Annotated in this window: 10 protein-coding genes; 9 read left to right on the forward strand and 1 reads right to left on the reverse strand. The window is 42.9% G+C overall.

The annotated features are described in order from the left end of the window. The first annotated feature begins 197 nt into the window (after positions 1–197). From AC04Q6_RS13670 to AC04Q6_RS13685, 4 genes are all read left to right on the forward strand, one after another. Positions 198–809: an ECF transporter S component gene (locus AC04Q6_RS13670; RefSeq protein ID WP_021976212.1), complete on the forward strand. Its 612-nt coding sequence runs from the start codon at positions 198–200 to the stop codon at positions 807–809. Between the two features lie 269 nt (positions 810–1,078). Continuing rightward, positions 1,079–1,501 (forward strand): MarR family winged helix-turn-helix transcriptional regulator, encoded by a 423-nt coding sequence (locus AC04Q6_RS13675; protein WP_021976211.1) that lies wholly within the window; start codon positions 1,079–1,081, stop codon positions 1,499–1,501. 93 nt (positions 1,502–1,594) lie between these two features. Next, positions 1,595–2,878 carry a cytidylate kinase family protein gene (locus AC04Q6_RS13680; RefSeq protein ID WP_174088682.1) on the forward strand — a complete coding sequence of 428 codons (1,284 nt, stop codon included), beginning with the start codon at positions 1,595–1,597 and terminating at the stop codon, positions 2,876–2,878. A gap of 19 nt (positions 2,879–2,897) precedes the next feature. Then, a complete protein-coding gene (locus AC04Q6_RS13685) occupies positions 2,898–3,794 on the forward strand; it encodes a DMT family transporter (protein WP_021976209.1) in 897 nt (298 codons plus the stop codon). Here AC04Q6_RS13685 and AC04Q6_RS13690 read toward each other — a convergent pair. Continuing rightward, positions 3,769–4,830, reverse strand: coding sequence for a helix-turn-helix domain-containing protein (locus AC04Q6_RS13690; protein ID WP_476389729.1), 1,062 nt, complete (start codon positions 4,828–4,830; stop codon positions 3,769–3,771). The genes AC04Q6_RS13685 and AC04Q6_RS13690 overlap by 26 nt on opposite strands. A 281-nt stretch (positions 4,831–5,111) precedes the next feature. Here AC04Q6_RS13690 and AC04Q6_RS13695 point away from each other — a divergent pair, with 281 nt between their 5' ends. The 5 genes from AC04Q6_RS13695 to AC04Q6_RS13715 all read left to right on the forward strand — a co-directional run bounded on the left by AC04Q6_RS13695 (position 5,112) and on the right by AC04Q6_RS13715 (position 13,198). Continuing rightward, positions 5,112–6,452, forward strand: a complete 1,341-nt coding sequence (locus AC04Q6_RS13695; protein WP_021976207.1) for an MFS transporter — start codon at positions 5,112–5,114, stop codon at positions 6,450–6,452. 131 nt (positions 6,453–6,583) lie between these two features. Next, on the forward strand, positions 6,584–9,382 hold the full coding sequence (locus AC04Q6_RS13700) for an alpha-L-rhamnosidase (protein ID WP_021976206.1): 2,799 nt from the start codon (positions 6,584–6,586) through the stop codon (positions 9,380–9,382). Position 9,383: 1 nt separating this feature from the next. Then, complete coding sequence (locus tag AC04Q6_RS13705) at positions 9,384–10,253, forward strand: MBL fold metallo-hydrolase (RefSeq protein ID WP_476389730.1); 870 nt, start codon at positions 9,384–9,386, stop codon at positions 10,251–10,253. Further along, complete coding sequence (locus tag AC04Q6_RS13710) at positions 10,250–11,239, forward strand: ROK family protein (protein ID WP_021976204.1); 990 nt, start codon at positions 10,250–10,252, stop codon at positions 11,237–11,239. Before AC04Q6_RS13705 ends, AC04Q6_RS13710 begins: the two co-directional genes overlap by 4 nt. Before the next feature lie 12 nt (positions 11,240–11,251). After that, positions 11,252–13,198 (forward strand): oxidoreductase, encoded by a 1,947-nt coding sequence (locus AC04Q6_RS13715; protein ID WP_476389731.1) that lies wholly within the window; start codon positions 11,252–11,254, stop codon positions 13,196–13,198. The last annotated feature ends 22 nt before the right edge of the window (positions 13,199–13,220 follow it).

Here is a 13,220-nt window from a genome sequence, read left to right on the forward strand (position 1 = left end):
GTTTTGAATATACAATACAAAAGAAAGTGGCCAATCAAGCCACTTTTTTTATCCCCCAAAAACTGTCCCCTAAAAAAATATAAAAATTGCCCCTTGCAATATACCCAAACAAGCAGTACCATAACACCCGTGTTATTACATTCATACATTAAACTAATCACACACTAAAGTAATAACAAAACGAGAGGGGAATTATTATGAACACACAGAACAACACAGTAGTCAAACTTGCAGAAACTGCATTATTAGCAGCTTTATGCTACGTATCTTTCACATTCCTGCAGATCAAGATCCCGGTACCAGGCGGAGATGCAACATCCATTCATATCGGAAACGCATTCTGTGTACTGGCAGCACTGCTTCTTGGCGGCGTATACGGAGGTCTTTCCGGAGCAATTGGAATGGGAATCGCAGACATCATGGACCCTGTTTACATCACAGGAGCACCGAAAACTTTTGTACTGAAATTCTGTATCGGTCTGATCGTAGGTCTCGTGGCACATAAGATTGCAAAGATCAACGAAAGCACAGATAAGAAATATGTATTTAAATGGAGCGTGATCGCATCCATCGCAGGACTTGCATTTAACGTAGTAGCAGATCCTATCGTAGGATATTTTTACAAACAGTACATCCTGGGACAGCCACAGGAGCTGGCACAGGCACTTGCAAAAATGAGTGCGGCAGCAACATTCATCAATGCAGTTGTATCCGTGATCCTGGTAGCGATCATTTACAACGCAGTACGTCCGGTACTGATCAAGAGCCATCTGATCACCATTACTAACAACAAGAATCAGGTTGCATAAAACAACACAAACATATTAACAGAAATAACATTAAACAGTGAAATGGAAGCGAATATCCATTTCGCTGTTTTTTTATGCGGACAGATAATCATTTTATTTATACGTTTGTCCTTGTGATTTTCCCTGTATTTTGTACAGATTGAAATAAAAACAGCTCTCTTTTTTGTACAGAATTCCAATATATTTTAAAAATAATATTGACATACGTAATTAATATAGTTATAATTCTAAATGTTTGAATTATAACTATTAAAAAGGGAGAAAGATATATGAACGATTCTTTTCACTATCTGTCCATGGCAAACCACATGATGGTCCAGAAAAAGCTGATGGAACAGTTAAAGGATACCGGCCTTACCCTGGGACAGCCAAAGGTTCTGGATTATCTGAAAGATCACGATGGCGCCAGTCAGAAGGAAATTGCGGCAGGATGTCTGATCGAGGCAGGATCTTTAACTTCTATTTTAAATCGAATGGAAGAAAAAGGACTGATCGAGAGAAAAATGCTTAACGGAAACCGCCGTACCTTTCATATTTTTATGACAGAATCCGGAAAGAAAAATCAGAAGCTGGTAGAAGAGACTTTTGAAAAGATTGAAGAAACAGCATTAAACAATGTTTCAGAAGAAGAACAGAAAGTATTTATGGAGATATTTCTCAGGATATACAGGAATCTTGCTGAGATAAAGTAAACAGGCGGATATCCGCTTTACAATAACCGGATAATGGCAGCATAGACATAATTATCCGGCGAAAATCTGTACAATGAGGAGGAGACAAAAATAATGGAGAAACTAAAACGATACTTAATATTTCTGGTGGGACTGTTTGTAAACTCCCTGGGAGTCAGTCTGATTACCAAGGCAAATCTGGGAACCTCACCAATCTCATCAATTCCCTATGTGTTAAGCCTGAACTTTCCATTCACACTTGGAAACTTTACCATCTTTTTCAGTATCTTACTGATCATCCTGCAGCTGATCATTCTGCGGAAGAATTTTAAACTGGAGCACATCCTTCAGATCCCGGTATCCATCATTTTCGGATATTTTATCGATCTTACCATGATCCTTTTTTCCTGGGTCAATCCGGAAGTATATATCATGAAAATCGTATATCTGCTCATCGGGTGTATGATCCTTGGCGCAGGCGTTTATATGGAGGTCCTGGCGGACGTTGTCATGCTTCCGGGAGAATCCTTTGTCCGTGCCATTGTCCTCACATGGAAAACAAACTTCGGAACAACCAAGATTTGTTTTGATGTATCCATGGCAGTGATCGCTGCAGTACTTTCCTTTGTATTTGCAGGAAGACTGGACGGGGTAAGAGAAGGTACAGTTATTGCAGCCCTTCTGGTTGGATTTATCGCACGACTTATCGGAAAAAAACTTGCATTCCTGAAAGATATGATCTTCCCGGAAACAGCATCAGCAGAAAACGAGAGCGAAGCAAACGAGCAGACAACAGGAACTTATGGAAAAAATGTCATTGCCATTGGAAGACAGTTTGGAAGTGGTGGCCACAATATGGGCAAGGCACTTGCAGAAAAGCTGGGATACGATTTCTATGATGCAGAGATCATTCAGATGACAGCAGGAACCACAGGCTACACGCCGGAATTTATTAAGAAAAATGAGGAGATCATGACAAACAGTCTTCTCTATGATTTGGTCAATCAGATGTACCTGAACACAGATATGCAGGATGAAGCACCAAAGGACAAAATTTTCGAGGCGGAATCACAGGTTGTCCGTGATCTGGCAAAAAAAGGCAACTGCGTGATCGTAGGCCGCTGTGCAGATTACGTCCTCAGAAATTCCGCAAACTGCCTGAAGGTATTCTTCTCTGCACCTCTTGAAAGCAGAATCAAAAGAGTAGCACAGAGACAGAACATCTCTGAGAAAGAAGCCAGAGCTGTTGTCCAGAAAAACGAAAAACTCCGCGCAGACAACTACCGTTACTATACTCGCCGCATGTGGGGCGCAGCAGGAAACTTTGATCTCAGCCTGAATACAGATCTGGGAGAAGCGTATATTGAGAGCTGCATCCGTAGCGCAATGAAATTATAAAAAGGCAGGAATAAATAAAATGAAACAGGAAAATTATATAAAAGGTATGATAATGATCATCCTGTCAGCATTTTTCTTTGCATGTATGAATGTAAGTGTCCGTCTGGCCGGAAATCTTCCATCTGTGGAAAAAAGCTTCTTCCGGAATCTGGTTGCGGCAGTGTTTGCGGCGGTCATTTTATGTAAAGATCATACATTGCCGAAGGTTAATAAAAAATACTGGGGGCCGCTGATCTTACGCTGTGTATGTGGAACCATGGGAATCCTGTGTAACTTTTATGCGATCGATCATCTGCTGGTAGCGGACGCTTCAATCCTGAATAAACTGTCTCCCTTTTTTGCGATCATTTTTTCTTTTCTTCTGTTAAAAGAAAAAATCAGCCCGACGCAGGCAGCATGTGTGGCCCTGGCATTTGTGGGATGTCTGTTTGTTGTAAAACCGGGATTTCATAATGCGGAATTTATGTCTGCACTGATCGGAGTCTGTGGTGGACTGGGCGCTGGAATTGCATATACAATGGTACGTGTACTTGGAACCCATGGAGTGAAAGGCCCGATCATTGTATTTTACTTTTCTGTTTTTTCATGTTTGTCTGTGATTCCGTGGATGGTATTTCATTTCACACCAATGACGGTGAAACAGTTTGCAATACTTATGATGGCAGGATTATTTGCGGCAGGCGGACAGTTTACGATCACAGCGGCATACACGTATGCACCTGCGGGAAAAATTTCCATTTTTGATTATTCACAGATTATCTTTGCAACGCTGCTGGGATTTTTCCTGTTTGGAGAAGTGCCGGATAAATACAGCTTTACCGGATATGCGCTGATCATTCTGGCATCGTTTGGAACATTTATCTACAATATGAAAACAGCTTCAAAAAAGGTTACAGCAAAGAAGAGTCCGGACTGATACTGCTTCTGTATTCTGCTGGTGTCATATGAAACCTTTTTTCAAATATTTTATAAAAATGTGTAATGTTGGAGTAGCCGATTTCTTCCATAACAGTAGTTACCGGAAGGGTCGGCTGTTTTAATAATTCGGCTGCTCTGGAAAGCCGGATATCCTGGATAAGAGTGGAAAAGGTTTTTCCTGTATAGTTTTTCAGGATCCGTGTTAATTGTCGTTCGCTGTAATTAAAAAACGCAGATAATTCCGGGAGCGTAAGGGTTGCATAATGTAGTTCGATATATTTCAGTATAAAAATAATATTTTTTTCCTGCTTCTTTCCGGCCGGGTTGGGGACGATCATGTTTTTTTCATGATTTCTGAGAAGACAGATAAAAAAGATTTCCAGTAACGCATTTATCATGGAGGAGGTATAGCGCTTCTGGGTCTGATATTCTTTCAGGATTTTTTTAAATAAATTCACAAGCTGCGGATCTTTTCCAGATTTAAAATACAGATAAAACTGAGATCCGGGGGAATAAAGTGCCCGGCTGAAAAAGTCATGTAAAGTACCGTATTTTGGAAGGGAATTTAAGAATACAGCTTCAAAGGTCTGGCTTTTTATCAGGAAATTGTAGATCACACAGTCATCGCTGAAAGCACTTAATGCATGGATGATCGAAGGAGCCACAATGCAGATATCACCGGATCGCATGGAAATCGTATGGGAGGTAAATATGTTTTCACAGGTTCCACGAAGCACATAGATCATCTCAAAAAAAGTGTGCGAATGCAAAAAAGCAGGAGCATACCGGTTATGACGGAAAATGATCGTATCCTCATCGGAAGGAAGAATAGTTTCATCCAGAGCGTTTCCAGGATGGTAAGTAAAGCCGGCGGCTGCATGGGAAGATGCCTCCGGGCAGAGTTTTTCTATTTCCTCGACGGTATGTGCCTGATTCAGATGTGCAGCCGGATATTCCAGAAAAATCCGTTTATAAAATATTTCGTCAGGTTCCATTTCAGGAATCATTTCTGTTAAATGTTTGTATTCATTCATAAAATCACCTAAATTAACTGAATCAGGAAAATTCTCTGCGGATTATGAAAGTCCGCTTAGTCTGTCAACGAGCTTCAACAGGAAAAACGTATATGTCCGAAAAGGATAAATCATATGTCGTTTAAAGACGTTATCCTGTTCGCTTATTTCTGATAATATCACTATCAACAGGAAAACACAAGAATGACAGAAGGTGATAAATAAAAGTAATTTCATAAAAACAGAAAAATACAGAAGATGCAGAAAACCCATTAGATGAAAAGGGAAAAGGAGAAAGAGATATGTTTAGTTTGGCAAGTAAACACAACGATCCAAATGCCAGCCTGGCATGGAGCGAACGTATCGGTTACGGAACAGGCGGATTTGCCTTTAATATGATCAATGGTATCATCGGTTCTTTCCTGACCATTTATTTTACCAGCACAGTAGGACTGAATGCAGGTATCATTGCAACAATTTTTGCAATATCAAAGGTTTTTGACGGAATCTCAGATGTGATCGTAGGACGTATGGTGGACCGTACAAAATCAAAACTCGGAAAAGGCCGTTCCTGGCTGTTACGAATGTGTATTCCATTTGGAATCACCACCATGCTGTTGTTTTTTGTACCACAGAATTTTCCGGAAATGGCACAGTATGTATATATTTTCCTGATGTATAACATTGTAAATGCTGTATGCCTTACCGGAATGCTGGTACCGTATTATTCCATGATCTCACTGATGACAGCAAATCCTTATGAGAGAGGATTCCTTGGAAACATCCAGCAGATTTTTCAGACACTTGGAAATGTAGTTGTAAACTCAACATTTGTTACCTTACTTGGAATCTTTACAAGCAGTACAGAAAACATTTATACACAGAGAGCATTTACGATCACAATGCTGATCTACTGCATCGCAATGATCGTAATTACAATTTTCAGTGTTTTCTCAACAAAAGAGAGAGTACATTCTGCTGAAAGCGCAGAGGAAGATACTCAGAAATCTGCAAGTTTTGTAGTATTTTTCGTAATTATCATGTACGCAATGGGAAATGTATATTACTGTCAGTATGTTCTCTATGATATGGGACAGTACAGCTGGGTATCCAACTCTATTTCCATTGCACAGTTTGCAGTTATGTTTGTAACACCTGCATTTATGAAAAAGTTTGGAAAAACAGCTGTTTATGAAGCAGGAATGGTAGTTATGGGACTTGGATTCCTCGGATTCGCTGTTCTTGGCGGTTCCAGTACGATCGTGATGATCATCTGCAACGTACTGAAAGGCTGCGGTGTTGGTATGGCCGGCGGTATGGCACTTGGAATGGTTGCAGATACCATTACATACGGAACAAAGAAAACAGGAATTGATACCGTTGGTCTTGGAAATGCCGGTGTTTCTGCAGCACAGAAGATCGGTCTCGGACTTGGAACAGCTGTATTTGGCTGGGTTCTCAACGGAGCAGGCTATGACGGATCTCTGGATGCACAGGGTATCGCACAGCCGGAAAGTGTTTCCACAGCAATTAACTTCCTGTACAACTGGCTGCCATTTATCATGGTGATCGCTATCTTTGTACTGATGGTAATCCTGTATCATTGCGAGAGAGATTTAAAGAAAATGGAAGCAGCTGAATAAAGCTGATAAATGAATAACTGAGAAAAGCAGAGAAAACTGCTTGCGCCTCCGGAAATTAGATAACTATTCTAGTATTTGGAGGCGTTTCTGAAGTTGTGATCGCAGATATTCCAAAGTAAGAGGAGAGATATATGAAAGTTGTAAATGTAAGAATCAACGGTATGGAAAATCCTGTGGGATTTGATTTTGAAACCGTATGTGTATCGTGGAAAGTTCGTGAGACATCAGCCAGAAGACAGCAGAATGTAAAAATAGAGATAGCTTTGACAGAAGATTTTTCAGAGCTTCTCTGGACAAAAGAGGGAAAGAATCTTAACAGTGCGGCGGAAAAACTGGAATTTGAGCAGAGTGCATATACAAGATATTATGTAAGAGTAACCGTTACCAGCGATGAGGGAGAGACTGCTGTTTCCAAGCCTGCATATTTTGAAACCGGAAAGATGGATGATCCATGGATGGGAAAATGGATCACAACAAAAAAAGAAGATACCTTTCACCCTCTCTTTATAAAGAATTTTGAAGTAAAGAAAAAACCTGCTTCAGCCAGACTTTATATTTGCGGTCTTGGACTTTTTGAGGCAAAATTAAATGGAAAAAAAATCGGGGAGGAAGTTCTGACTCCTTATTACAGCAATTATCACGATGAAGAACAGTATCTTACATTTGATGTCATGGAAAATATCAAAAATATCGATAACCATACAGAAATGCAGGAAACAGCAGAAAACCAGTTGGCTGTATCGCTGGGAAATGGCTGGTACAAAGGAAAATTTGGACTGAACAGCCAGAGCAATAATTTTGGTGATACCTTTAAGCTGATCGCGGAGCTTCGTCTGATCTATGAAGATGGGGAAATCCAGGTGATCGGAACAGATGAAACCTGGAACTATATTGGCTCTGATGTGGAAGACGATGGAATTTATGACGGCGAGATCATCAACCATCTGTTATGGGAAGAAAAAGAAAATCCGGCGAAACAGGCAGTTCTTACAGAGGCAGAAGGAAAACTGGTTTCCAGATACAGCCTTCCTGTAATGGAAATGGAAGATATGCCGGTAAAAGAAGTGATCCATACACCGGCAGGGGAAACAGTCCTGGATTTCGGACAGAATTTTGCCGGATATGTGACCTTCTGGAATCATCTCCCAAAAGGAAGCAAACTTATATTTGACCATGGCGAGATCCTTCAGGATGGCAATTTTTATAACGAAAATTACCGTGCTGCAAAATCTCAGTTTGTATATGTATCCGATGGCAGGGAAGAGCTGGTACGTCCTTCCTTTACATATTTTGGATTCCGTTATGTGCGTGTGACAGGATGGCCGGGAGAAGTAAAAGCAGAAGAATTTACAGGAAAAGCAGTTTATTCAAAGATGGACAGGACCGGATATATGGAAACCGGCCATAAGGGAGTGAACAGACTGTTCCTGAATGCACTGTGGGGACAGAAATCAAATTTTGTGGACTTTCCTACAGATTGCCCGCAGAGGGATGAAAGACTTGGCTGGACCGGGGATGCTCAGGTATTTGCCGGAACAGCAAGTTTTAATATGGACACCGCAGCTTTTTATCAGAAATTCATCCACGACCTTCGAAATGAGCAGGTAAAATACGATGGAATCCTTCCGGGAGTGATTCCGGTACTTGATCCAAACGGACCGATCTTTTCCAGTGTATGGGGAGACATTGCCACATTCCTTCCAATGGTGGTTTATGAACATTCAGGAAATACAGAAATGCTGAGATCCAGTTATCCGATGATGAAGGACTGGGTGGATAAGATCACCAGGGAAGACCAGGCAAGAGGACAGAAATATCTTTATGATTTCGGAAATCAGCTGGGTGACTGGCTTGCACTTGACGGAAGAACCGAGCAGAGCATGGAAGGTGGAACAGATGCCTATTATATTGGCTCCAACTACTATGCAATGTCTGTGCAGAAGACTGCAAAAGCAGCAGAAATCCTAGGATATCATGAGGATAAAAAATATTATGATGGTCTCTATCAGAAGATCAGAGAAGCGATCATCCGGGAATATTTTACAGAAACGGGACGTCTGGCAATTGATTCCCAGACTGGATATATTGTAGCTTTATATTCCGGGATCTACAGAGAAAAAGAAGCTGTTGTGGCAGGACTGAAAGCAAGATTTTACAAAGACTGCTACAAATTAAAGGGCGGATTTACAGGGGCACCGATCCTTTGCAGGGTTCTCGCCGAAAACGGATTCGAGGAAGACGCTTTTTATTTCCTTCTTCAGGAAGATTATCCGGGATGGATGCACTGCATCAATCTTGGAGCAACAACAATCTGGGAAAGATGGAATTCCGTTCTGGATGACGGGCATTTAAGCGGTACGATGATGAACTCCCTGAACCATTATTCTTATGGCTCTGTTGTGGAATATCTTTACAGAGATGTAGCAGGCTTAAAGGCACTGGAGCCTGGATTTAAGAAAGCGCTGATCACTCCTTTGATGAATGGAAAGCTGAAATATATGCATATGACCTATGATTCTGCTTATGGAGAATATAAGGTAGACTGGGAAATCCTGAAGAACGGGAAGGTAACAGTAGATATCCAGGTTCCATTTGGATGCAGTGCAGTGATCGGTCTGCCGTTTTATGAGGGCGAAGTTATGGAAGTGGAAGCTGGAAGCTATCATTATGAATATCGTCCCACAGAAGATCTTCGTCAGCGTTATAACAACAAAACCATGTTTAAGGATATGATGCATGATCCGGAGGCAATGAAAGTGATCGAGAGAGTATCTCCAATGCTGATGTATTTCCTTTCTACCGGAAATCAGGATTATTTTTATGAGAGCATCCAGAGCCTGGAAAAACTGTTTTATATGGGATTTACCAGAGAAATCGTAGATAATCTCCGAACAGAGTTATCCAAGCTTCTTGATATGGAGGAAGAATAAAATGGCGGATTTTTACAGAGCAGAAAAAGTAAACGACAGAATCACAGCGATAATAAGCTTCACAGGAGAGATCATGTATCTGGTAAATGGATCGGAACGCTCCCTGCTGATCGATACCTGCGTGGGAGCAGGAAACCTTCGGGATTTTGTGGAAAGACTTACGGAAAAACCACTTACAGTGCTGCTTACCCATGGCCACATCGATCATGCAATGGGAGCACCGGAATTCACCGGGAATGATGGAAAGCCTGAATGTGAGATCTACATGAACCATGCGGATACCGAAATTTATCTGGGAATGAATTCCATAGAAAACAGAAAAGGATATGTACTGGCAGGACTTGGCGGCCAGATGCCGGAAGGACTGGAAGAGACATTTCTGCCGCCTGCACCGATGACATTTAAAGATCTGAAAGATGGTGACAGATTTGACCTGGGAGGGATTTCCGTGGAAACTTATGCCCTCCCGGGGCACACTCCGGGAACCATGGTCATGCTGATCCCGGAAGAAAAGATCCTGATCCTTGGAGATGCCTGCAACAATGCTACCTTCCTTTTTGATAAAAATTCCCTTACTGTGGAAGAGTACAGGGAAAATCTGATCCAGATCCAGAACAGACTGGAGGGACGTTTTGACACAACCTGTCTCTGTCATCATGTGATCTGGGCTTCCAAAGATATGATTCGCAGTGTGATCGAAGTCTGTGATACGATCATGAAGGATCAGGCAGATGATGTTCCATTTAACTTTATGGGGCAGCAGGCCTTTGTTGCAAAAAAGGCCAATGAATATTTCAACCGTCTGGACGGCGGCGAAGGCAATATCATCTACAGCAAAGAAAAAATCCGCAAAAAAGAGATGACACCATGAATTATCTGGCGATCGATATAGGAGGAACATTTATCAAATATGCAGTGATCACAGAAAACTGTTCCATCCTGGAAAAAGACAAAACCCCTACAAAACAGGATTCTCTGGAAATATTTATCCAGTCTCTGACAGAAATCTGTGACAGGATCAAAGGGCAGTATGAGATCGAGGGAATTGCCTTAAGCATGCCGGGGATCATTGATTCCAAAAGGGGTTTTATGTATACTGGTGGAAGCCTTTTCTGCATCAGCAATGTAAATATCGTGGAGATCCTGGAGAAAAAAACAGGGATTCCGGTGACAGTAGAAAACGATGCCAAATGTGCAGCGCTGGCTGAAATCTGGCAGGGCTCTTTAAAGGACTGCCAGAATGCCATCGTTGTTGTCTGCGGAACTGCAGTAGGTGGTGCTGTGATCGTTAACCGCGAAGTAGTAAGTGGAAAAAATTTCATGGCAGGGGAATTCAGCTATGTGATCACAGATAGTAAGGATGACTACAAAATGTCTAACAGCCTTGCAGAGACAGCCGGTGTCCAGGCACTGCTTAAAAGCGTATCGGAGGAAACCGGCATTCCTGTAGAAGAGTTAAACGGAGAAAAAGCGTTCTCCCTTGCGAACCAGGGAAATGAAAAAGCTCTGGCAGGAATCCGGAATCATGCAAAAAAACTGGCCATCCATATCCACAACTGTCAGTACATGTTTGATCCGGAAAAGATCGCAGTAGGCGGCGGGATCAGTGAACAGCCTTTGCTTCTCCAGCTGATCCGTGAAGAGCTTTTAAAGATCAACGGCATGTATCCCTGGACGCTTCCGGTCCCGGAGGTGACAAGCTGCCGTTTTTACAATGACGCAAACCTGATCGGTGCCGTCTATGTACACATGAAAGCAAGAGAGAAAAAGATCAGTCTTGAAAAAGTAAATGAACTCATGGAATTACTTGAAAACCGAAGAGAGGGCGAATATTTGAGAGCCCTCCTTACAGAATAACGGGAGGTAATTATGATCCGAAAATATCCAAACTTATGCAAACAGATCCAGATTGGCCGTGTAACATTTCGAAACCGTATGTTTTCTGCTCCGATGGGCGGAACAGATATTACAAACGACGGATGTATCGGCCCGAAATCTACAGCTTTTTATGAACTGAGAGGAAAAGGCGGTGCAGGTGCCGTAACAGTCAGCGAGTGTATGGTACATCCAAAAACCGATGGCTCCCATGCCTATCATCTGGACACATCCATCCTGAATTCCCTGGCATCCGCAACTTATACTGCAGACGCCATCCGTCGTCACGGAGCCATACCGAGTATTGAACTTTCTCATTCCGGAATGTATGCAGGAACTTATATGACAGATAAATCCAGACAGAAATCCATGAACCAGTGGGGCCCGTCTGATACTGTCCGTCCAGATGGCGTGGAGGTAAAAGCCCTCACAAAAGAGCTGATCGACGAGATCGTAGCTTCCTATAAAGAGACCGCGTCCCTGGCAAAAAGGGCAGGCTTTGAGATGATCATGGTACACGGCGGACATGGCTGGCTGATCAACCAGTTCCTTTCTCCGTATTTTAACAAACGTACCGATGAGTATGGCGGAAGCCTTGAAAACCGCTGCCGTTTTGCAGTAGAAGTTCTGAAGGCAGTGCGTGAAGGTGTGGGACCTGGATTCCCCATCGAGTTCCGTATGAGCGGTTCTGAACTTTTTGAAGGCGGCTACACACTGGAAGACGGTGTGGAGATTGCAAAAGTTCTGGAGCCATATATTGATCTTCTTCACGTTTCCGCAGGAACTTATCAGAGAGGGTTCGGTGACACCCATCCGTCCATGTTTAAAGACCACGGTTGCAATGTTTACCTTGCGGCTGAGATCAAGAAACATGTGGCCATTCCGGTTGCAACCATCGGTGGCCTGAACGATCCTGCACAGATGGAGCAGATCATTGCAGAGGGAAAAGCCGATATCGTTTACATGGCAAGAGCACTTCTTGCAGATCCCTTTCTTCCAAGAAAAGTCATGGAAAACAGAGACGAGGAGATCGTTAAGTGCTTAAGATGTTTTACCTGCATGGCAGAAAGAGCGGCAACTTCCACAAGAAGATGTACCGTCAATCCGCTGATCGGACGTGAGATGGAAGGGGATGAAGTACAGCCTGCACCTGCTAAGAAAAAAGTTCTGGTAGCAGGCGGCGACCCGGGAGGTCTGTACGCAGCTTATACAGCGGCAAGAAGAGGCCATCAGGTCATTCTCTGTGAAAAAGAGGATACTCTGGGCGGAATCCTGAAAAGCGAGCAGGCCCTGCCATTTAAGCATGAGATGTACGAGCTTGCAGGAACTTACGAGCTTCTTGCAAGAAAAGCAGGCGTGGAGATCCGTACATCCACACCGGTGACAAAAGAGTATGCGGAAAAAGAAAACGCAGATGCACTGATCATCGCGGCTGGTTCCAGACCGCTGGTACCTCCGATCCCGGGACTGAACGGCGACAATGTGGTGATCGTAAATAACTACTATAAAGAGAAAGAAAAAGTAGGAGATGAGGTAGTTGTCTTTGGCGGCGGCCTTGCAGGATGTGAGTGTGCCATCCACCTTGGAATGGAAGGGAAGAAAGTCCGCATTGTGGAGATGAGAGATGTTCTCGCACCGGATGCCAATGTAAGACACAGACCACTTCTTCTGAAAGAAATCGACAAATACGCGGAAGTTTACACAGGATACAAGGGCCTTGAGGTAACCGAAGAAGGTGTATGGTGTGAGGATAAAGAGGGCAAAAAGGTTCTGGTTCCCGGAAGCACCATCATCTGTGCCCTGGGCCAGAGATCCAGAACCGACATTGTGGATGAGCTTCGTGACTGCGCGCCATATGTGGCGGTGATCGGTGATGCAAGCAGAGTTTCCACCATCACCAATGCAGTATACTGGGGCTATCACGCAGCGCTGGATATCTGATATCCGGCAGAGAGATATCCGA

The sequence above is a fragment of the Blautia sp. HA9023 genome, from assembly GCF_056504095.1.